General features: G+C 65.5%; 21 protein-coding genes and 1 tRNA gene. 4 read left to right on the top strand and 18 right to left on the bottom strand.

What is annotated here, in order from left to right; genetic code table 11:
• Window positions 1–160: 160 nt before the first annotated feature.
• The 7 genes from AC1DQ3_RS18500 to AC1DQ3_RS18470 form a co-directional block, all read right to left on the bottom strand.
• The gene (locus AC1DQ3_RS18500) at window positions 161–334 is read right to left on the bottom strand and encodes a hypothetical protein (protein ID WP_477121607.1); all 174 of its coding nucleotides are present in this window, start codon (window positions 332–334) and stop codon (window positions 161–163) included.
• A gap of 126 nt (window positions 335–460) precedes the next feature.
• On the bottom strand, window positions 461–2,191 hold the full coding sequence (locus tag AC1DQ3_RS18495; RefSeq protein WP_477121610.1) for an ABC transporter substrate-binding protein: 1,731 nt from the start codon (window positions 2,189–2,191) through the stop codon (window positions 461–463).
• Window positions 2,192–2,341: 150 nt separating this feature from the next.
• The gene (locus AC1DQ3_RS18490; protein WP_477121606.1) at window positions 2,342–2,650 is read right to left on the bottom strand and encodes a DUF2160 domain-containing protein; all 309 of its coding nucleotides are present in this window, start codon (window positions 2,648–2,650) and stop codon (window positions 2,342–2,344) included.
• Between the two features lie 24 nt (window positions 2,651–2,674).
• Complete coding sequence (locus AC1DQ3_RS18485; RefSeq protein ID WP_477121605.1) at window positions 2,675–3,496, bottom strand: carbohydrate ABC transporter permease; 822 nt, start codon at window positions 3,494–3,496, stop codon at window positions 2,675–2,677.
• Complete coding sequence (locus tag AC1DQ3_RS18480) at window positions 3,489–4,382, bottom strand: carbohydrate ABC transporter permease (protein ID WP_477121604.1); 894 nt, start codon at window positions 4,380–4,382, stop codon at window positions 3,489–3,491. Before AC1DQ3_RS18480 ends, AC1DQ3_RS18485 begins: the two co-directional genes overlap by 8 nt.
• A complete protein-coding gene (locus AC1DQ3_RS18475) occupies window positions 4,379–5,485 on the bottom strand; it encodes an ABC transporter ATP-binding protein (RefSeq protein ID WP_477121603.1) in 1,107 nt (368 codons plus the stop codon). The genes AC1DQ3_RS18480 and AC1DQ3_RS18475 overlap by 4 nt, the downstream gene beginning before the upstream one ends.
• A gap of 1 nt (window position 5,486) precedes the next feature.
• On the bottom strand, window positions 5,487–6,587 hold the full coding sequence (locus AC1DQ3_RS18470) for an ABC transporter ATP-binding protein (RefSeq protein ID WP_477121602.1): 1,101 nt from the start codon (window positions 6,585–6,587) through the stop codon (window positions 5,487–5,489).
• 167 nt (window positions 6,588–6,754) lie between these two features.
• Between AC1DQ3_RS18470 and AC1DQ3_RS18465 the strand changes: the two genes are divergently transcribed.
• Window positions 6,755–7,522 carry a DeoR/GlpR family DNA-binding transcription regulator gene (locus tag AC1DQ3_RS18465; protein WP_477121601.1) on the top strand — a complete coding sequence of 256 codons (768 nt, stop codon included), beginning with the start codon at window positions 6,755–6,757 and terminating at the stop codon, window positions 7,520–7,522.
• 79 nt (window positions 7,523–7,601) lie between these two features.
• Here AC1DQ3_RS18465 and purU read toward each other — a convergent pair whose 3' ends face one another.
• Both purU and AC1DQ3_RS18455 read right to left on the bottom strand, forming a co-directional pair.
• Window positions 7,602–8,468 (bottom strand): formyltetrahydrofolate deformylase, encoded by an 867-nt coding sequence (gene purU, locus AC1DQ3_RS18460; RefSeq protein ID WP_477121600.1) that lies wholly within the window; start codon window positions 8,466–8,468, stop codon window positions 7,602–7,604.
• Between the two features lie 29 nt (window positions 8,469–8,497).
• Window positions 8,498–9,400, bottom strand: coding sequence for an NUDIX hydrolase (locus AC1DQ3_RS18455; RefSeq protein WP_477121599.1), 903 nt, complete (start codon window positions 9,398–9,400; stop codon window positions 8,498–8,500).
• Between the two features lie 57 nt (window positions 9,401–9,457).
• Between AC1DQ3_RS18455 and glpK the strand changes: the two genes are divergently transcribed.
• The 3 genes from glpK to AC1DQ3_RS18440 all read left to right on the top strand — a co-directional run bounded on the left by glpK (window position 9,458) and on the right by AC1DQ3_RS18440 (window position 13,257).
• Window positions 9,458–11,020 carry a glycerol kinase GlpK gene (gene glpK, locus AC1DQ3_RS18450; protein WP_477121598.1) on the top strand — a complete coding sequence of 521 codons (1,563 nt, stop codon included), beginning with the start codon at window positions 9,458–9,460 and terminating at the stop codon, window positions 11,018–11,020.
• An 86-nt stretch (window positions 11,021–11,106) separates the two neighbouring features.
• Window positions 11,107–12,711 (top strand): glycerol-3-phosphate dehydrogenase/oxidase, encoded by a 1,605-nt coding sequence (locus AC1DQ3_RS18445; RefSeq protein ID WP_477121597.1) that lies wholly within the window; start codon window positions 11,107–11,109, stop codon window positions 12,709–12,711.
• A gap of 159 nt (window positions 12,712–12,870) precedes the next feature.
• Entirely contained in the window at window positions 12,871–13,257 is a 387-nt protein-coding gene (locus AC1DQ3_RS18440; protein WP_477121596.1) for a hypothetical protein, read from the top strand.
• Window positions 13,258–13,553: 296 nt separating this feature from the next.
• On the opposite strand, the gene AC1DQ3_RS18435 is transcribed toward AC1DQ3_RS18440, so the two are convergent.
• From AC1DQ3_RS18435 to acs, 9 genes are all read right to left on the bottom strand, one after another.
• Window positions 13,554–13,838, bottom strand: coding sequence for a hypothetical protein (locus tag AC1DQ3_RS18435; protein WP_477121595.1), 285 nt, complete (start codon window positions 13,836–13,838; stop codon window positions 13,554–13,556).
• 138 nt (window positions 13,839–13,976) lie between these two features.
• Window positions 13,977–14,204 carry a hypothetical protein gene (locus tag AC1DQ3_RS18430; protein WP_477121594.1) on the bottom strand — a complete coding sequence of 76 codons (228 nt, stop codon included), beginning with the start codon at window positions 14,202–14,204 and terminating at the stop codon, window positions 13,977–13,979.
• Between the two features lie 154 nt (window positions 14,205–14,358).
• Window positions 14,359–14,643 carry a hypothetical protein gene (locus AC1DQ3_RS18425; RefSeq protein ID WP_477121593.1) on the bottom strand — a complete coding sequence of 95 codons (285 nt, stop codon included), beginning with the start codon at window positions 14,641–14,643 and terminating at the stop codon, window positions 14,359–14,361.
• Window positions 14,644–14,743: 100 nt separating this feature from the next.
• Window positions 14,744–14,959 carry a hypothetical protein gene (locus tag AC1DQ3_RS18420; protein WP_477121592.1) on the bottom strand — a complete coding sequence of 72 codons (216 nt, stop codon included), beginning with the start codon at window positions 14,957–14,959 and terminating at the stop codon, window positions 14,744–14,746.
• Window positions 14,960–15,022: 63 nt separating this feature from the next.
• Window positions 15,023–15,226: a hypothetical protein gene (locus AC1DQ3_RS18415; protein WP_477121591.1), complete on the bottom strand. Its 204-nt coding sequence runs from the start codon at window positions 15,224–15,226 to the stop codon at window positions 15,023–15,025.
• Window positions 15,227–15,386: 160 nt separating this feature from the next.
• Window positions 15,387–15,767: a DUF5594 family protein gene (locus AC1DQ3_RS18410; protein WP_477121590.1), complete on the bottom strand. Its 381-nt coding sequence runs from the start codon at window positions 15,765–15,767 to the stop codon at window positions 15,387–15,389.
• A 562-nt stretch (window positions 15,768–16,329) separates the two neighbouring features.
• Window positions 16,330–16,420: transfer RNA gene (locus AC1DQ3_RS18405), tRNA-Ser, on the bottom strand.
• A gap of 62 nt (window positions 16,421–16,482) precedes the next feature.
• Complete coding sequence (locus tag AC1DQ3_RS18400) at window positions 16,483–18,534, bottom strand: sodium:solute symporter family protein (RefSeq protein WP_477121589.1); 2,052 nt, start codon at window positions 18,532–18,534, stop codon at window positions 16,483–16,485.
• Window positions 18,535–18,621: 87 nt separating this feature from the next.
• Window positions 18,622–20,604 (bottom strand): acetate--CoA ligase, encoded by a 1,983-nt coding sequence (acs, locus tag AC1DQ3_RS18395; protein ID WP_477121588.1) that lies wholly within the window; start codon window positions 20,602–20,604, stop codon window positions 18,622–18,624.
• Between the last annotated feature and the right edge of the window lie 364 nt (window positions 20,605–20,968).

Below are 20,968 nucleotides of genomic sequence, written 5' to 3'. Positions count from 1 at the left end.
CGGTGCCGGCAACGAAGGCGGCAGCCAGAGCGGCGGCGGTGATCAGGGTCTTGGCGAAGAGGTTCGAGGTCATGATGTTCTCCATTCACTTTGAGGATCCGCGCTGGCGCGGAATCGAATCGGTACGCTTTGGAAGCCTTCGCTCTTTTGCCATTATCTACTAGTAGATAGATAAGCCGGCCAAAAAAAACGGGGATTCCCCGGGTGTTGCGCTGGATCCTCTTTCCTGCTTCAGCTTTTCTTGCTGGGGCGGAGCAGTGGCTTCCATGTGCTGAATATTATCTACTAGTAGATAGACAGTCAAGGGATTTTTTAAAGATTCTTTGATGTCCATGGGGCGCCGCTTCATCCTGGATGGAAAACGGCGGCGCAACGTCACCGCTGCGCCGCCGTTCCTGGCTCCTGGGCAAGACCGCGCGCCTGTGCCGGCGCGCGGTCTGCCACCATGAACCCGACCGTCTTACCGCACCCGCCCTTCCTTCCAGGCTTGCAGCAGCTTCTCGTAGGCAATGGTCTCGCCCTTGGGCTTCTCGTTGGAAAGCTTCTTCCACGGCGCGTGGTCATCCGACAGCCATTTGGCGGCATCGCTCTTGGGGTTCAGCTTGGGCGCGCAGTTCGTCATGCCGGCGCGCTGCAGCCGTCCCATCACCTGGTCCATTTCCTCGGCCAGGTTGTCCATGGCGGCCTGGGGGGTCTTCTCGCCGGTCACCGCGGTGGCTACGTTCTTCCACCACAGTTGGGCCAGCTTGGGATAGTCAGGCACATTGGTCCCGGTGGGCGTCCACGCCACCCGCGCCGGGCTGCGATAGAACTCGATCAGGCCGCCGTACTGCGCCGCGTTCTTGGTCAGGTAGTCGTGGTGGATGTCGCTGTCGCGGATAAAGGTCAGGCCGGTGAGCGACTTCTTCAGCGATACCGTCTTCGAGGTCACGAACTGCGCGTAGAGCCAGGCCGCCGCGAGGCGGTTGGGATCGGTGTTCTTGAAGAAGGTCCAGGAGCCGACGTCCTGGTAGCCGTTCTGCATGCCCTGCTTCCAGTACGGGCCATAGGGCGACGGCGCCATGCGCCACTTGGGACTGCCGTCGGCGTTGACCACCGGCAAGCCCTTCTTGGTCATGTCGGCGGTGAAGGCGGTGTACCAGAACACCTGCTGCGCCACCTGGCCCTGGGCCGGCACCGGGCCGGCTTCGGAGAAGGTCATGCCCATCGCCTGCGGCGGCGCGTACTTCTTCATCCAGTCGATGTACTTGGTGAGCGCATAGACTGCCGCCGGGCTGTTGGCGGCGCCCCCGCGCGACATCGACGCGCCCACCGGCGTGCATTTGTCCTCCGCGACGCGGATGCCCCACTCGTCCACCGGGAGGCCGTTGGGCAGGCCCTTGTCGGCGGAGCCAGCCATCGACAGCCAGGCATCGGTAAAGCGCCAGCCCAGCGAGGGATCCTTCTTGCCGTAGTCCATGTGGCCATAGACCTTCTTCCCGTCAAGCTCCTTGACGTCATTGGTGAAGAAGTTGGCGATGTCCTCGTAGGCCGACCAGTTGGCGGGCACGCCCAGGTCATAGCCGTACCTGGCCTTGAACTTGTCCTGCAGGTCCTTGCGCGCGAACCAGTCGGCGCGGAACCAGTACAGGTTGGCGAACTGCTGGTCGGGCAGCTGGTAGAGCTTGCCATCGGGCGCGGTGGTGAACTTGGTGCCGATGAAGTCCTTCACGTCCAGCCCCGGATTGGTCCATTCCTTGCCGGCGCCGGCCATGTAGTCGGTCAGCGGCAGGATGGCGCCATAGCGATAGTGCGTGCCGATCAGGTCGGAGTCGGAAATCCAGCCGTCGTAGATGGACTTTCCGGATTGCATCGAGGTCTGCAGCTTCTCCACCACATCGCCTTCCTGGATGATGTCGTGCTTGACCTGAATGCCGGTGATCTCTTCAAACGCCTTGGCCAGCGTCTTGGATTCGTACTCATGGGTGGTGAGGGTCTCGGAGACCACGCTGATCTGCGTGACGCCCTTGGCCTTGAGCTTGGCGGCGGCGTCCATGAACCACTTCATTTCGGCGAGCTGCTTGTCCTTGGCGAGCGACGACGGCTGGAACTCGCTGTCGACCCACTTCCTGGCCTCGGCTTCGCCCGCCCACGCTGCGTGGCCGCAGGCGAGCGCCGCGGCGCAGGCCAGCGCCGTCATGCCCAACTTCACGTGCACCTTCATTGACGTCTCCTCGAAAATCCCCCTCCCTGTTCTTTGTCTGGGACGCGGTCCGGGGAAGGTGCAGGCCGCCATGCCCATTGACGAAAAAACCGTCGCTTTATTCTTGTCGCCCCAGGTTGCGGGCAAAGCGCTCGCGCCTCAGCCCTTGCGCATCACCAATGCCAGCGCCAACATGGAAATCACCAGGCTGATCCAGATCGAGGGTTCCTCGGCCATCGAGAACCACGCCATCATCTTCTCGCCCAGGCCCACCCAGGCCAGGTTGATCCAGGCCGCGCACATCAGCCCGATAAACAACCGGTCGCCCCGGGTGGTGGCGATGGGCAGGAAGCCCTTGCGCTCGATCGTGGGCGTGCGTGTCTCCCACACCGTCATGCCAAACAGCATCAGCGCAATGCAGATGAAGAACACGGCCACCGGGGTGGTCCATACCATCCAGTTGAACATGGGCGCCTCTCCTTGTTGACCTATCTATACGCGGCCCATCGCGAAGCCCTTCGCGATGTAGTGCCGCACGAACCAGATCACGATGCCGCCAGGCACGATGGTCAGCACCCCGGCAGCGGCCAGTACGCCCCAGTCCATGCCGGAGGCGGAAACCGTACGCGTCATGGTGGCCACGATGGGCTTGGCGTTGACCGATGTCAGCGTGCGCGCCAGCAGCAGCTCCACCCAGCTGAACATGAAGCAGAAGAACGCGGCCACGCCCACGCCCGCCTTGATCAGCGGCAGGAAGATGGTCACGAAAAAGCGCGGGAACGAGTAGCCATCCACATAGGCGGTCTCGTCGATCTCGCGCGGCACGCCCGACATGAAGCCCTCCAGGATCCACACCGCCAGCGGCACGTTGAACACCAGGTGGGCCAGCGCCACGCCCAGGTGCGTATCCATCAGGCCGATGGTGGTATAGAGCTGGAAGAACGGCAGCAGGAACACCGCCGGCGGCGTCATGCGGTTGGTCAGCAGCCAGAAGAACACATGCTTGTCGCCGATGAACCGGTAGCGCGAGAACGCATAGGCCGCGGGCAGCGCCACGGTGATCGAGATCACCGTGTTCATCGCCACGTAGATCATCGAGTTGATATAACCCGAGTACCAGGACGCGTCGGTGAAGATGGTCTTGTAATGCTCCAGCGTGAAATCGTTCGGCCACAGCGACAGCGTGGAAACGATCTCCTCGTTGGACTTGAACGACATGTTCAGCATCCAGTAGATCGGCAGGAGGGCGAACACCAGGTAGCCCACGAGGAACAGCGCGCGCCAGTGGGTGGCGCTCCGATTGGCTTCACGCATGAGGCAACTCCTCGCTGCCGGCGGTGCCCGCGCGCTGCATCCAGTTGTAGAGGATGAAGCAGGTGAGCAGGATGATCAGGAAGTAGATGATGGAGAACGCCGCGGCCGGGCCGAGATCGAACTGGCCGACCGCCTTCTGCGTCAGGAATTGCGACAGGAAGGTGGTGGCATTGCCGGGGCCGCCGCCGGTCAGCACAAAGGGCTCGGTGTAGATCATGAAGCTGTCCATGAACCGCAGCAGCACCGCGATCATCAGCACGCCGCGCAGCTTGGGCAGCTGGATGTAGCGGAACACCGCCAGCCGCGACGCGCCGTCGATCTGCGCCGCCTGGTAGTAGGCATCGGGAATCGCGCGCAAGCCGGCATAGCACAGCAGCGCCACCAGCGGCGTCCAGTGCCACACGTCCATCACCAGCACCGTGAACCAGGCATCCACCGCACTGCCGGTGTAGTTGTAGTCGATGCCCATGCCGGCGAGCGACGCGCCCAGCAAGCCGATGTCGGTGCGCCCGAAGATCTGCCAGATCGTGCCCACCACGTTCCATGGAATCAGCAGCGACAGCGCGATCACCACCAGCGCCGCCGACGCCTTCACCCCCTTGGCCGGCATCGACAGCGCCAGCAGGATGCCCAGCGGAATCTCCACCGCCAGCACCGCCAGCGAAAAGCCGAGCTGGCGCAGCAGCGCGTCGTGCAACTCGCCGTCGCGCAGCACGGTGCGGAACCATTCGGTGCCGACGAACACGCGGCGCTCGGGCGAGATGATGTCCTGCACCGAGTAATTGACGATGGTCATCAGCGGCAGGATGGCGGAAAACGCCACGCACAGCACCACCGGGATCACCAGCAGCCAGGCCTTCTGGTTGACGGGCTTCAGCGTGCTCATGCCACCAGCTCCTCATCGACGTAATAACAGGTATGACGGTTGAACACGGACAGCCACACGGTCTGCCGCGCGTGCAGCGCCGCGGCCTCGCTGCCGAGCCGTGCGCGCACGGTGGTGGCCTGGCCCGCGGCATCCTCCACGGTGGCGGTCACCAGCCAGTAAGTGCCGATGTCCTGCGCGCGCTCCACGCGCGCCGGCATGGCCTGCGCGTCGGTGCTGGCGGCCAGCCGCAGATACTCGGGCCGCACACCCACCTTGAAGGTGCCGGCGGCCTGCAGCGCTGCGGCGGTGGCGGGTGCCAGCTCCGGCATGTAGCGCCGCCCCGCCATCTCGATGGCGCCGTCGCGCCACTGGCCCGCGAGGAAATTCATGCCGGGCGAACCGATGAAGTTGCCGACGAAGGTATGCGCCGGCCGCTCGAACAAGGCATCGGCCGCGCCCACCTGCACAGCCTTGCCGCGCGACATCACCAGCACCTGGTCGGCAAAGGTGAGCGCCTCGGTCTGGTCGTGCGTGACGTAGATCAAGGTCAACCGGAACTCGTGATGGATCTCCTTGAGCTTGCGGCGCAACTGCCATTTGAGGTGGGGATCGATCACCGTGAGCGGTTCGTCGAACAGGATGGCGGATACGTCCTGGCGCACCAGCCCGCGCCCGAGCGAGATTTTCTGCTTGGCATCGGCTGCCAGCCCGCTCGCGCGGCGATCCAGTGAAGCGGACAGGTCGAGCATCTCGGCCACGCGGCCGACGCGCTCCTTCACCTGCGCCGCCGCCACGCCGCGATTGCGCAGCGGGAACGCCAGGTTCTCGCCCACCGTCATGGTGTCGTAGATCACCGGGAACTGGAACACCTGGGCAATATTGCGCGCCTGCGGGGTGGCCGCGGTCACGTCGCGGCCATCGAAGGAGACGGTGCCATGCGAGGGCCGCTGCAGGCCGGAAATGCAATTGAGCAAGGTGGTCTTGCCGCAGCCGGAAGGCCCGAGCAAGGCATAGGCGCCACCGTCGTCGAAGGTGAACTTCAACGGCAGCAAGGCATAGTCTTCATCCGAGCGCGGATTGGGCCGGTAGGAATGGGACAGGTCGAGGTCGATGCGTGTCATCTCAGGCTCCCGCCTCGGCTGCCGCCGGTGTCGCGCGGACCGGCCGCCTGGGCGCATGGATGCGCATGCCGCTGGCATCGAACAGGTACAACTGCGCGGGATCCAGATGCAGCGTGAGGGGCGCGCCGGGATCCAGATCGACCACGCCGGGAAACTGCGCCACCAGGTTGCCGACCGGCGAATCCATATGCACGAAGGTGTCCGATCCGGACAACTCCGCCAGCGCCACCCGGCCGGCCACCGGCACGGAGCCGGGCACGCCTTCCAGCCGCAAGGCCCCGGCCCGCACGCCGACCGTCACCGCGCCCGTGTGTCCGCCCGCCTCCGGCAAGGGCACGGCGATGCCGCCCGGCAGCGTGACCGTGCCGGCCTGCACGTTGCCGGCCATCAGGTTCATCGGCGGATCGCTGAAGGCACGCGCCACGCGCAGTGAAGCGGGATAGTGGAAGACTTCCGGCGTTGGCCCGTACTGCAGCAGTTCGCCCGCGTCCAGCACCGCGGTGTGGCCGCCCAGCAGCAAGGCTTCCGACGGCTCGGTGGTGGCATAGATCACGGTGGCGTTGCCATGGGCGAAGAGTTGCGTCAGTTCCTCGCGCAGTTCTTCGCGCAGCTTGTAGTCCAGGTTGACCAGGGGCTCGTCCAGCAGCATCAGGGGCGCGCCCTTGGCCAGCGCCCGCGCCAGCGCCACGCGCTGCTGCTGGCCGCCGGACAACTCGGCGGGAAGGCGGTCGAGCAGATGCTCGATATGCAGCCGCGCGGCTAGCGCACGCACCTGGGCGTCGATATCCTTCGCGCGGCGCAGCTTAAGCGGCGAGGCGATATTGTCGAAGACGCTCAGCGAAGGGTAGTTGATGAACTGCTGGTAGACCATGGAGACGTTGCGCTCCCGTACCGGCATGCCGGTCACGTCGACGCCGTCCACTTCCACACGGCCGGCGCTGGGCCGGTCCAGCCCCGCCATGACCCGCATCAGCGAGGTCTTGCCGGCCTGGGTGGCGCCGAGCAGGATGGTCACGGCGCCCGGCACGGGCGACAACGACATGGGATACAGATACGCCTGCGAGCCTGCCTGCTGGGCGATGCCTTCCAATCTGAGCTGCATCGGGTCTCCGGGTTCGACATGCTGCTCCGCTCCGCCGGACCTGCAACGGCGCAGATGCACAAATCTTTGCTTTCGTTCGTTTTATCTCAAAAACGAACACAAAACAATCACAAACAATCCCGCAGTGCATCATTTGTTTTCGTTTGTGTTTGAACTAGAATGCCGGCATGACCCTAAATCCACGCCAGACCGCCCTGCTTGAAGAGGTTCGCAGCCAGGGCTTTGCCTCCATCGACGAGCTTGCCCGCAAGTTCGGCGTGACCTTGCAGACGGTTCGCCGCGACGTCAACATGCTGGCCGAAAGCGGCATGCTGGCGCGCTTTCACGGCGGTGTGCGGGTGGAAGGCTCGACGGTGGAGAACATCGCTTATCGCCAGCGCCAGGTGCTCAATGCCGAGGGCAAGCAGCGCATTGCGCGCGCGGTGGCCAGCGCCGTGCCCGAGGGATGTTCGCTAATCCTGAATATCGGCACCACGGTCGAGGAAGTCGCCCGCGAGCTGATGCATCACCGCGGACTGCGGGTGATCACCAACAACCTGAACGTGGCCAGCATCCTGGCCGACAACCCCGATTGCGAGGTGATCGTCGCCGGCGGCGTACTGCGCTCGCGCGACCGCGGCATCGTGGGCGAGGCCACGGTGGAATTCATCGGCCAGTTCAAGGTGGATATCGGCCTGATCGGCATCTCGGGCATCGAGGCCGATGGCACGCTGCGCGACTTTGACTTCCGGGAAGTGAAGGTGGCGCGGACCATCATCGAGCATTCGCGCGAAATCTGGCTGGCGGCGGATGCCAGCAAGTTCAACCGGCAAGCCATGGTGGAACTGGCGCATCTCTCGGAGATCGACCGGCTCTTCACCGATGAGCCGCTGAAGCCGCCGTTCGAGAGCATGCTGGAGGAAAGCGGGGTGAGCTGTGTGGTCGCGCAAGGGTGAGCGCGGCGATAGCCCGCGCCCAGGCCGGCGAAGCGGTACCGGCGCGTCCGACGCCGGGCACCTGGTGAAGGGCTTGCTCTTACTTGAAGACGACGGTCTTGTGGCCGTTGACCAGGATGCGGTGCTCGGCATGCCATTTGACGGCGCGCGCCAGCGCCACGCATTCCACGTCGCGCCCCACCGCGGTGAGCTGCTCGGGATCCATGCTGTGGTCCACGCGCTCGATTTCCTGCTCGATGATCGGGCCTTCGTCGAGTGCCGCCGTCACGTAGTGGGCGGTGGCGCCGATCAGCTTCACGCCGCGGTCGTGCGCCTGGTAGTAAGGCTTGGCGCCCTTGAAGCTGGGCAGGAAGGAGTGGTGGATGTTGATGGCCCGGCCGGCCAGCTTGCGGCACAGGTCGTCGGACAGCACCTGCATGTAGCGCGCCAGCACCACCAGGTCGATGTTCTGCTCCTGCACGATCTCGAACACCTTGTTTTCCTGGACGGCCTTCTGCTCGGCCGAGGCGTTCATCATCGGCAGGTGGAAGAACGGAATATCGTACGACGCCGCCAGCTGGTAGAAATCGCGGTGGTTCGACACGATGGCCGCGATCTCCACCGGCAGGCCGCTGGCCTTGGCGCGGAACAGCAGGTCGTTCAGGCAATGGCCGATCTTCGACACCATGATCAGCACGCGCGGCTTGACACTGGCATCGAACAGGCCCCACTGCATGGCGAACTGCTCGCCGACCGGCGCGAAGGCGGCCTTCAGCGTGGCCAGGTCCGGACCGCCGGCGGCCGGCGTGAAGTGCACCCGCATGAAGAAGCGGCCGGTGAACTCATCGCCGAACTGGTCGGAATCGACGATATTGCAGCCGTGCTGGAACAGCAGGCCCGAAACGGCATGGACGATGCCCGGCTGGTCCGGGCAGGAAATGGTGAGAATGAATCCGGTATTGCTCATCGTGTGTTGTTCTGTCGTGTGCGCGCCGATCATGCGCGACGGGTGGCGCTGGCGCTCCAGCCGCGGCGGTTGAGCGCATCCAGCGTCACCAGGGTCGCATCGACCGTCATGGCGCCGTCCGCCATGATAGCAAGCAATGCCTCCGGCTCGATACGGCGGTGCTCCGCCACCTCGCCATCGCGGTTATGCGGCACGAAATCCGGCGGCAGCGCCAGGTCGTACACATATACGGCTTCCCACTGCACGCCTTCGGGAATTTCACGCAGCACTTCGATCACGCCGTGCGCCTCGGCGCGCTGCGCCAGTGCAGGCGGGACGCCGGATTCCTCGTCGCACTCGCGCACCAGCGTGGCGAGCGGATCGCTGCCGTGCGGCATGCCGCCGGCCACCAGGTTGTCCCACATGCCGGGGTCGACCGCCTTGGCCGGGCTACGGCGTGAAATCCACAAGGCACGCTCGCCGGCAATCACGCCGTTCATGTGCGAGGCGAAGGTCAGCAGCCCGAGAAAACGCGCCGCCGCGCGTTCGATGGTGGCAAAGGCCGGCGCCTCCAGCGCCGGCGTGACGGCGAACAACTCGTCGCGCCAGCCGCGCACATGGCCGCCATCGGCCAGCCAGCGCGCCAGCACCGCCAGCGCGGCGCTGCGCGCGGCAAAGCCGCCGCCATCCGGCAACAGCGCCACGCAGCCGTCCCGGGAAGCGCCCAGCACGCCAGGCACCGCCGCCTGCGCACGCAGGATGTCGGCATGCGCGCGCGGCAGCCAGCCAACGTGGCGCCCTTCCACCGTCAGCCGCAGGTGGGCACCGGCATCGAACGGGCTGCGCGCGGCGACCGAAGCGGCGATCCGGGAAACGGAGGAAACGGGGGATATTGCGGATATGGCGGGTTCGCGGCCTTGGCCGCGCCGGCTGTCAGGCAAGGTATCGGACATGATCGATCTCGGCGGCCGGCAAGGCACGCCCGTAAAAGTATTTTCAGGACAACACGCATGACGCAAATCCAGCCGTCGGGCCTGCCGCAATTCATCCTCGCGCTCGACCAGGGCACCAGCAGCTCGCGCGCCATCCTGTTCGATCGCGCCGGCAATGTGGCGCGGGTCGCGCAGCGCGAATTCCGGCAATATTACCCGCACCCCGGCCATGTCGAGCACGACCCCTACGAGATCTGGCAGTCCCAGTTGGCGGTGGCGCACGCGGTGCTCAACGATGCCGGCGTCTCGGCCAGCCAGGTGCGCGCCATCGGCATCACCAACCAGCGCGAGACCACCGTGCTGTGGGACCGTCAGACCGGCGAGCCGGTCGGCCGCGCGCTGGTCTGGCAGGACCGCCGCACCGCGCCGATGTGCGAGACGCTGCAGGCCGACGGCCACGGCGAGTTGTTGCGCGACAAGACCGGCCTGATCATCGACGCCTATTTTTCCGGCACCAAGCTGCGCTGGATGCTGGACAACACCGAGGGGGCGCGCGCCCGCGCCGAGCGCGGCGAACTCGCCTTCGGCACGGTCGACAGCTGGCTGATCTGGCAGCTCACGGACGGCAAGCGCCACGTCACCGATGTGTCCAACGCCTCGCGCACGCTGCTGTTCAACATCCACACCTTCCAGTGGGACGACGCCCTGCTCGGCCTGCTCGACATCCCGCGCAGCCTGCTGCCCGAGGTGGTGCCCTCCAGCGGCGAGGTGGCGCGCACCGCGCTGCGGCTGTTCGGCGCCGAGATCCCGATTGCCGGCATCGCCGGCGACCAGCAGGCCGCCACCTACGGCCAGGCCTGCCTGTCGCCGGGCATGGCAAAGAATACCTATGGGACGGGCTGCTTCCTGCTGATGAACACGGGCTCGCAGCCGGTGACTTCGCACAACCGCTTGCTCACCACCATCGGCTGGCAACTGGGCGGCGCGACGCCGGCCGCGAGCCGCACGCATTATTGCCTGGAGGGCGGTGTGTTCATGGGCGGCGCCACCATCCAGTGGCTGCGCGATGGCCTGCGGATCATCCATAGCGCGCCAGAAGTCGAACCGCTGGCGCGCCAGTGCGACGACACCGACGGCGTGGTGCTGGTGCCGGCCTTCGCCGGCCTGGGCGCGCCGCAGTGGGACCCGTTCGCGCGCGGCACGCTGGTGGGCATGACGCGCGGCACCGGACGCCCCCACATTGCCCGCGCCGCGCTGGAATCGATCGCGCTGCAGAGCGTGGACGTGCTGGACGCCATGCAGAAGGATGCCGGCATCTCGCTGGCCGAACTGCGCGTGGACGGCGGCGCCTCGCGCAGCGATCTGCTGATGCAGATGCAGGCCGACCTGCTCGGCACGGCCGTGGTGCGCCCGCGCGTGACCGAAACCACGGCGCTTGGCGCCGCCTACCTGGCGGGGCTGGCCACCGGCTACTGGGGCGGCGAGGAAGAGATCGCCAGCCAGTGGCAGGTGGAGCACCGCTTCGAGCCCAACCTGAGTGCGGATGCGCGCGCCTACCGCCTGTGGCGCTGGCATCGTGCGGTGGAGCGCGCGCGCGACTGGGCCCGCGAGGATGGCGCGCCGCCTCATACGACACAATGAGCGCGGGCTGACGTCGCCCGCGCAACCGGCGCAACGCGATCCGCGCGCGCTACAGCTACACAAGCATTCGCATCAAGCAAGGAATCATGCAGACACTGTTTACGCCCACCCTGCCGCCGGACCGCACTGCCCTGCTCGCCACCCTCGAGCGCGAGCCGAAGTGGGATGTGATCGTCATCGGCGGCGGCGCAACGGGCCTCGGCACGGCGGTGGACGCCGCCTCGCGCGGCTACCGTACGCTGCTGGTGGAAGCCGCCGACTTCGCCAAGGGCACTTCCAGCAAGGCCACCAAGCTGGTCCATGGCGGCGTGCGCTACCTGGCGCAGGGCAATATCAGCCTGGTGCGCGAGGCGCTGCACGAGCGCGGCCTGCTGACCCGCAACGCGCCGCACCTGGTGTGGCCGCTCGGCTTCGTGGTGCCGGCCTACCAGTTGTTCGACCAGCCCTTCTACGGCATCGGCCTGAAGCTTTACGACATGCTGGCTGGCGGGCTTAACCTGTCCGGCAGCCGCTGGCTCAACCATCGCGAAACACTGGCGGCGGCACCGACCCTGGCCGAGCATGTGGGCGGACGGCCCCTGCGCGGCGGCAACCTGTATTTCGACGGGCAGTTCGACGACGCCCGCCTCGCCATCGGGCTGATGCGCACGCTGTTCGACGTGGGCGGCACGGCCATCAACTACCTGCGCGTGAGCGGGCTGTCGCAGCGCAACGGCGTGATCGACGGCGTCACCGTGAAGGATGTGCTGGGCGACGCCAGCTTCGATCTCAAGGCGTCGTGCGTGATCAACGCCACCGGGGTGTGGGTCGATGCCATCCGCCAGATGGAAGACGGCCACGCGCGCAGCATGGTCGCGCCCAGCCAGGGCGTGCACCTGACCCTGCCGCGCGCGTTCCTGCCCGGCGACCGCGCCATCCTGATTCCCAAGACCGACGACGGGCGCGTGCTCTTCGTCGTGCCCTGGAACGGCCACACCATCGTCGGCACCACCGATACCCCGCGCCAGGACCTGCCGCTGGAGCCGCGCGCCGGCGCCGACGACGTCGACTTCATCCTGGAGACCGCCGCGCGCTACCTGTCGCGCACGCCCACCCGCGCTGACGTGACCAGCGTCTGGGCCGGCCTGCGCCCGCTGGTCAAGGCCACCGGCGAAGCTTCCACCGCGTCGCTTTCGCGCGAGCACACCATCCTGGTATCGAGGGCCGGCCTGATCACCGTTACCGGCGGCAAGTGGACCACCTACCGGAAGATGGCCGAGGACGTGGTGGAGACGGCGATCCAGCGCCATATGCTGCCGGCCGCGCTATGCGTGACCGCCGATCTGCCGCTGCACGGCTCGCAGGACCTGCCCGCCGACCTGCCCGCGGCAGGCAGCGCCTCGCCGGACCGCTACTACGGCAACGAAGCCGGCATGCTGCGCGCGCTGCCCGGCCATGACGAAGTGCTGGTGCCCGGCTCGGGGCTGACTGCCGCCCATGTGCGCTTTGCCGCGCGCTTCGAACTGGCGCGGCGGGTCGAGGATGTGCTGGCGCGCCGCAATCGCGCCCTGTTCCTGGAAGCCGGCGCAGCCAGCGCGGCCGCGCCGCGGGTGGCCGAAATCCTGGCCGAGGAACTTGGCCACGACGCGGCCTGGCAAGGCGCCGAGGTGGACAGTTTCCGGGCCCTCGCCAGCGGCTATATGCTGGCCTGACGGCGGCTGCAGGAGCCCCGGGGAACGTGTGGAACGCGGCCGTCACCCTGGGGGGCTGCTGCATCGGAACCTGGCCACCGGGTCGGCCGTCTTCAGAACATTTTGGTGCTGGGGCCCCGACCGAGCGATAATGCGGGGTATCGAATCAGGGAGAACACCATGGACGAGATTGATGATCTGTCCGATCTGCCGATGCCCCGCTTTATCTGGGGCTTCGCGATCTTCACGCCCAAGGGCGGCGAGGTCATGCATGACGAATTTGAATATCTGACCCACACCCGCGCGCCGCGCTTCACTTGCCGGGTGGTGGAACTGGAAGACATGCCGGTCGACAGCGAGGAAACCGGCATCGATGGGCGCATCGTGCATTACGACGAGCCGGGCCGCCTGTTCTACATCTCCGACGCCGGCATCGCGCTGGTGAACTTCGAGTTGTTCGACAAACTGCCGGAGAAGCAGAAACTCAAGAAGATCTGCGACGAAGCCATCGAAAACTGGATGCTGCGCCGCGACTTCCTCGATTCAGAGGAAGGCGAAGAGGACTGAGCGTCTCTTTGCCCCAAGGGGGTAGCGGCCGAATGGTCGTTATCCCCGGCGCGGTCCCCCGCGCCGTTCCCCTCCGCCTGCTTTCGGCCAGGCAACCGCTGCATCCCGATTTCCCGCCTTCCTGCCTTCCTGCCCGCGCGTGCCAATCCCGGCTGCAACCTGGAAAGCAAGACGCCCGCTGAAACTCCAGCGGGCGTCTTGTGATTGCCGATCAGCAGCTTCGGCAGGTTTGGCCATGCCGTGAACAGGAGCGCATAGGCATCAGCGTTCCATCCCAGGCTGCGCCAGCGCAGGTATCAGCCTGCCGCGCCTTGCTCGGGCAGGCCGCGTTCCAGCGCTTCCTTGAGCAGGCCGCTCATGCCACCGGCATGCGCCGATGCGAGCGCCTGCAGGCGCTTGACCAGTTCAGCGTCGAGCTTGCAGGCAAACGGCACCAGGCCCTGCTCTTGATCGAGCCGGCGCTGTTCGCGGCGATCGACCTTGGCCGGGCCGGCATCGCGCCCGGCACGGAGGGCGGCGGACAATTTCAGGCTGTTGGCCAGTTTCAGCGCTTTGTTCTTTTCGAGGTCGGTCTTTTTCACGGCATGTTCCGCTAGAGTCTGTCTGGGGCGGTATTGTACGCAGGTCGGCGGCGGGCCCCGCGTTGTATCGCGCGCGCTGCACGGCGCGGGCACCTGCGGGACCTGCTCCCCATCTCCCTGAAGGACCTCCGCCCTCCCCTACTCCGCACCCCTCACCTCGATCAAATCGGCCGCTACGCGTTCGATCTCCGCGTAGACGGGAAGCGCGTCGTCCGGGCCGGTACAGCCGACGCCAGTCGCGCTGGCCTCGTCAGCGCCGGGCGGATGAAAGACAAACGCCATGCCGGGCTGGTACCTCGGGTCGTTCTTCAGGCTTTCATTGAGGATGGCCAGATACTGGCTGCGTGTGAACACGTGCTTGGACATCTTCACCTCCGAATAATTTGCCTGGATCGTAGCATGGCGCGAGGCCCCGCCTGCCTGCCTGAACCAGGCTCGGGGCACCTGCTTTTGGGTCGACCCGAAGGTAAAGACGATGGCGATCTGGATGATGCAGGCCGGCGCTCCGGCCGGCCTCTTCCTACAGCGCGGTAACGGACTCGCCCGGCACCAGGCCGTTGATGATGTCCTCCCCGAACTTCACCGCGCCGCGTCGCGCGGTGCCGATATTGTCCCAGGGTGCTGCGGCCAGCCGGAACACGCGCGAATGCCCGGTACCCGGTTCATGTCCCTCGCGGCAGATCACCACCGAGGCGTTGAAGCTGCGGTCCGGCCGGCGCTCTGGCCAGGTGCGCTCCGCCTGGTGGCGATAGATCAGCGGATAGAGATCGAAACCCTTGTAGCGGGTGAATGGTCCAGTGTCCAACGTGCGCTCCCAAATCGTGGTTGCATGGCGCATGCGGCTTCCTTGCGCCGCACCGCCACAGATTCGCCTCGCCCTGTTCCGGGCGATGGCGGGAATGCCTTCAGGCTTGTCTCGACCAGCCAGGCCCCTTGCCGTTCTTGTCGCTCTCATGCCGCCAGCGGCAACCGCAATCGGCACAGGTGTAGGTGGCAAAGGTAATCGCGGGCTGGCCGCGCGGCTTGATGCGCTGCGTATCCGTCAACAACAGCCGGGGATGCCCCGTGCCGCCGATCGAGCCAGGCTGGATCTGCGCACAGGCCTCGCACATGCTCATCATTGCTCCCGCGCCTTGCGCGTGCACTTCATCCCTGGGCCGCACCGCCCATGCCGCTCGCAGCGGCTATTTATCCGCCGCCATCGCCTTGAGCTGCGCGTCGCCGGCTACGCGCGCAGCGTCCGATGTGGTGAAGGTATCGTCTGAAACAATGGTGCGCTTGACCAGCTGCGCAGAGAAATCGACCAGGGTGATCACCCAAACGTAGCGCCCCGCCTGGGGCGCCGTCTGAACAATTGCCTGCAGATGCGGCGTGGAATCCTTAGCCATGATGCTCCTCCGGAGGATCGCATCCGGCCACTTTAGCACGAGTTGCGCATGAGGCAGCGCAACGCAGCGCGGCGAACGGCGCAGCGACGTGCAAGCCTTGGCGGTGCCATTGGGTGCGTAGTGTGGAGGGCTTGCCGGGAATGCGCTGACGATGCGTTGCTCAATGCTCGAAATCGAGCCCGCCGAGCAACACCATGGGATCCGCTTGCGAACGCGTCCCGAAGTCGATCTGCCGCGGCGTTTGCCACGCACGCATCTTGCCCGCGAGGGCCGCGAGATACTGTTCGAACTTCTCTGAGCCGCCGGCATCGAACAGCGCTTCGACCTGAAGGCCGTCCCAGGACAGATAGACGTTCAGCTGGTGCGCGAACCGGCGCGGCTCATCGAACGGTTCACCGGAAAGATGGACCCGTGCGGGGCAGCCCGGCCGCTCGTCCGGCATGACCTCCACGCGGATATGACGATTGAACAGGTTCGCGATCGTCTCGGCGATTCGCGGGGCAAACTCCGCGTTGAAACGCGGTGCGATGTCATGATGCACTGAGTGTCTCTTCCCGATTTTTCATCGATCGTATCATGGGGCGTTCGCCGCGACAGCACCTGGAACACGAGCAGATCGCCAGACGAAGGCCGCATGCGCCAGAGCTCACAAGCGCCGCGATGGTTGTCGCGCAAAAGTCGCCGATAACATCCACGCTGGCGAGTTTTTCCGGATGCGGGTTCCGGTCCCGAAACTCCGGTTGACCCTGCCCAATGCTGACCTATACTGGAGACCTGCCGGCTGAGACACGCATTAGCGATGCGAAGGTAAGCGGCAGGTTGATCCCTGGCCAGTGTGGCAGTGAGATCGCGCATGCCGATTAGACATGCAAGTCCGAACCGGATCCCAATGAGTTTGCCGACCCGGTTCGGTCCCCTCCCCCTTGAAACGGGAGAAGCCAAAAGCACCTGCGACAGGTGCTTTTTTATTGCCGGCGGGCTTCTACCGCTACCGCAACGCCTCGACAAAGAAAAAGGGCTGGGTCATCGTTTCCAATGACCCAGCCCTTGATCCATGACCCGCCGGTCAGTTGTTCCTGACCGGCAAACCCATACGGTATAAGTGGCGGAGAGACGGGGATTCGAACCCCGGATAGGCTATTAACCTATACACGCTTTCCAGGCGTGCGACTTAAACCGCTCATCCATCTCTCCAGCAAGTCCGCGAGTATATCAGACGGCCGCTCAGAAAATCCACTGTTTCGCGATGGAATTCCCTAGCCGCGTCGCAAGTAAGTCACCAGGCGGTCGATCACCGGCGCATTGCGCGGCGTCAGCAGGCTGACCAGGATGGCCACGGCAAACCCGGCTGGTACGCCGAACGCGCCGGAGGCGATCGGGTCCACGCCGAACCAGCGGTTGCCGAAGATGCCGGTCATGCGGGTAAAGAACGGGTAGTTGACGAAAATATAATAGACCGCCACCCCGAGTCCGGCCACCATGCCCGCCACCGCGCCCGCTGCCGTGGTACGGCGCCAGAAGATGGCCAGCACCAGCACCGGGAAGAAGCTGGACGCAGCCAGCGAGAAGGCAGCACCGACCAGGAAAAGAATATTGCCGGGACGCAGCGACGTGACGTAGGAGGCAAACAGCGCCACGCCGAGCAGCACGATCTTGGCGGTGGTGACACGCCGCTGGTGGCTCGCGGTACGGTCGACCATGTGATAGAAAACGTCGTGCGAAAGCGCATTGGCGATGGTGAGCAGCAGGCCGTCCGCGGTGGACAGCGCCGCCGCCAGCGCGCCGGCGGCAACCAGCCCCGAGATCACATAGGGCAAGCCGGCGATCTCCGGCGCGGCCAGCACGATCATGTCGGGCTGGATCAGGATCTCCGCCCATTGCACGATGCCGTCGCCGTTGACGTCGCGAATGCCGAAGACCTGCGGGTCGACCTTGCGCCACTGCACCACCCACTGCGGCAATTCCGCATACGGCGTGCCGACCAGGTGCTGGAAGAATTCGTACTTGACCAGCGCCGCAAGCGCCGGCGCGGAAACGTAGAGCAGCGCGATAAAGAACACGGCCCAGGCCACCGAGTTGCGCGACGCCTTCACCGAGGGCGTGGTGTAGAACCGGGTCAGGATGTGCGGCAGGCTGGCCGTGCCGAGCATCAGGCAGAACACCAGCAATACGAAATTCAGCCGCTTGGTCTTGCGCTCCTCCTCCGAGGGCGACGGGTACGGTTCGGTCGGCGGGATGGAGGGCTTGCTGCGCGCCAGCGCTTCCTCGCGCAGCTGGCTCCATTGCTGATGGGCGGCGGCTACGTCGCGCGGATACTCGACCCGTTCGCGCTCGGCCGTCTTGATCTCGCGCAGCGGCGCGTTGCGCGAGCGCAGCTCCTGCAGCCGCGCTGCCAGTGCATTGCGTTCCACGTCGAACGATTGCGGCAGCCTGGAGATGCGCTCCTGCATCTGGATGGCCTGCTGGCGATAGTATTCGCGCACGGCCTGCTCGGCCGGGTCGCGCTCGATGCTGCGCTCGCGCGTGTCGATCTGCTGCAGCAGCGTGCCGTAGCTCAGTTGCGGCAGGGCTTCGTGATGGTGCTTCCAGGCAATCGATGAGACCGTGACCAGGAAGGCCACGATCAGCATGATGTACTGCGCGACCTGGGTCCACGTCACCGCGCGCATGCCGCCAAGGAAGGAGCAGACCAGGATGCCGGCCAGGCCGAAGAATACGCCGACGGCAAACTCCACGCCGATAAAGCGGGTGACGATCAGCCCTACCCCCTGGATCTGCGCCACCAGGTAGACAAAGGAACACAGCGAAGCCGCCAGCACGGCGATCGCACGCACCGGCATATTGCCGCCGGGCTTGCCGTTGCCGTAGCGCGCCGCCAGGAAATCGGGAATGGTGTAGCCGCCGTATTTGCGCAGATAGGGCGCGAGCAGGAAGGCCACCAGGCAATAGCCCCCGGTCCAGCCCATCACATAGGCCAGGCCTTCGTAGCCCGACGCGAACAGAATGCCGGCCAGGCCGATGAAGGACGCCGCGCTCATCCAGTCGGCGGCGATGGCCATGCCGTTGAACAGCGCGGGCACGCACCGTCCGGCTACATAGTATTCATTGAGGTCCGAGGTCCGGCAGATCAGCCCGATGCACGCATAGATGGCGATGGTGACGAACAGGAAGACGTAGCCGAGCCAGAGCGCGTCGCCGCTGGAATGCTCCAGCAAGCCCATCATGCCGACAAAGACAAACAAACCGACCGTGAACAAGCCGTAGTACAGCAGCAGCCGACGGCCAAAGCGCGACTGTTCGTCGGGCATGGGAGCAGTGGTTAAACAGGCAGGGTGGATGCGGCAGGAACCTGCCGGCACGCGCATGGCGCGCCGGCAGACTGGCTTGTGACCGCGTTATTGTGCCTGCTTGAGCTGGTCCAGGATGGCGGGGTTTTCCAGGGTGGACGTGTCCTGGGTGATTTCCTCGTTCTTGGCGAGCGAGCGCAACAGGCGCCGCATGATCTTGCCGGAACGCGTCTTGGGCAGGTTGTCGCCGAAGCGGATGTCCTTGGGCTTGGCGATCGGGCCGATTTCCTTGCCCACCCAGTTGCGCAGCTCGGCTGCGATCTGCCTGGCCTCTTCCTCGTTCGGGCGGGAACGCTTGAGCACCACGAAGGCGCAGACGGCCTCACCGGTCATGTCGTCCGGGCGGCCCACCACTGCGGCTTCGGCCACCATCGGGTTGGCCACCAGCGCGGACTCGATCTCCATCGTGCCCATGCGGTGGCCCGAGACGTTGAGCACGTCGTCGATGCGGCCCATGATGGTGAAGTAGCCGGTGTCCTTGTCGCGGATCGAACCGTCTCCGGCCAGGTAAAGCTTGCCGCCAAGTTCCTCAGGGAAGTAGCTCTTCTTGAAGCGCTCCGGGTCGCCCCAGATGGTGCGGATCATCGCTGGCCACGGGCGCTTGATCACCAGGATGCCACCGCTGCCGTTCGGCACGTCCTGGCCGCTCTCGTCGACGATGGCCGCCATGATGCCGGGCAGCGGCAAGGTGCAGGAGCCCGGCACCAGCGGCGTGGCGCCAGGCAGCGGCGTGATCATATGGCCGCCGGTCTCGGTCTGCCAGAAGGTATCGACCACCGGGCAGCGCTCGCCGCCGATATTGCGGTAGTACCACATCCAGGCTTCGGGGTTGATGGGCTCGCCCACGGTGCCCAGCAGTCGCAGGCTGGAGAGGTCGTATTGCTTGGGATGCACCTTCTCGTCCGCTTCGGCTGACTTGATCAGCGAACGGATCGCGGTCGGCGCGGTGTAGAAGACGCTGACCTTGTGGCGCGCGATCATGTCCCAGAATCGGCCGGCGTGGGGATAGGTGGGCACGCCTTCGAACAGCACCTGGGTCGCGCCGGCGGCCAGCGGGCCGTAGGCGATATAGGTGTGCCCGGTGACCCAGCCGATGTCGGCGGTGCACCAGAACATGTCGTCGGGCTTGATGTCGAAGCTCCACTTCATCGTCATCAGCGCCCATAGCAGGTAGCCGCCGGTGCTGTGCTGCACGCCCTTGGGCTTGCCGGTGGAGCCGGATGTATAGAGCACGAAGAGCGGATGCTCCGCGCTGACGGGTTCCGCTTCGCAGGTCTCGGGCTGGCCGGCTGCGACTTCATCCATCCAGCGGTCGCGGCCTTCGGTCCAGTTGACCTTGCCGCCGGTGCGGCGATACACGATCACGTTCTTCACGGCTTCGCAGCCGCCCAGCGCCAGCGCTTCATCGGCGATGGCCTTGAGCGGCAGCGCCTTGCCGCCGCGCATCTGCTCGTCGGCGGTGATCAGCGCCACCGCGCCCACGTCGACCAGCCGTTCCTGCAGCGATTTGGCGGAGAAACCGCCGAACACCACCGAATGGGTGGCGCCGAGGCGGGCGCAGGCCTGCATTGCCACCACGCCCTCGATGGACATGGGCATGTAGATGACCACGCGGTCGCCCTTCCTGACGCCGAGCGCCTTCAGTCCGTTGGCAAACTGGCACACCTTGGCATGCAGCTGGCGATAGGTGACCCTGGTGACGGCGCCGTCGTCGGCCTCGAAGACGATGGCCACCTTCTCTGCATTGCCGTTGTCCAGGTTGCGGTCCAGGCAGTTATAGGAGGCATTGAGCTCGCCGTCCTCGAACCACTTGTAGAACGGCGCATCGCTCTCGTCCAGCACCTTGGTGAAGGGCTTGCTCCAATGCAGTTGCTCGCGGGCGTGGCGCGCCCAGAAACCCTCGTAGTCGCGCTCGGCTTCTGCGCATAGCGCCTGGTAAGCCTCCATGCTGGGGATCGCGGCTTGCCTGGCGAATGACTCCGGGGGATTGAAAATGCGATGCTCCTGCATCACGGACTCGATGGCGGACATTGTTTGTCTCCTGATATAGCGTGGCGGCCTGGCTGCGAACTTACGCTCGACGGCTTACTTAAACCTGACGCTGCAAACCCGGCACTGACCCTGCCCACGACTGCGTTCCGGATGCGGCAACGCAGCATGAACAACCGTCGGGCCAGGCCAGCGCGCAAGGATGTGCAGCCTGCTCCATTAGGCTAGCACAGCTATATGCCGCGAGTCCTATCCCGAACATTGGGCTGCGGCCCCGATACACGCCATCATTGCGGTGCCAGGCTTCCACGCTGGAACGACAGTCGCAATGCGCCGCCAAAGTCACCGGCGGGACTGTCGACAGCCGCATGCAACACGGCATCCCACTCCGGCTAGGTGTATGATT

The sequence above is a fragment of the Cupriavidus sp. 01T418 genome (assembly GCF_056398885.1).
The sequence above is the reverse complement of the archived record's forward strand: the minus strand, read 5'-3'. Positions and strand labels throughout refer to the sequence as shown.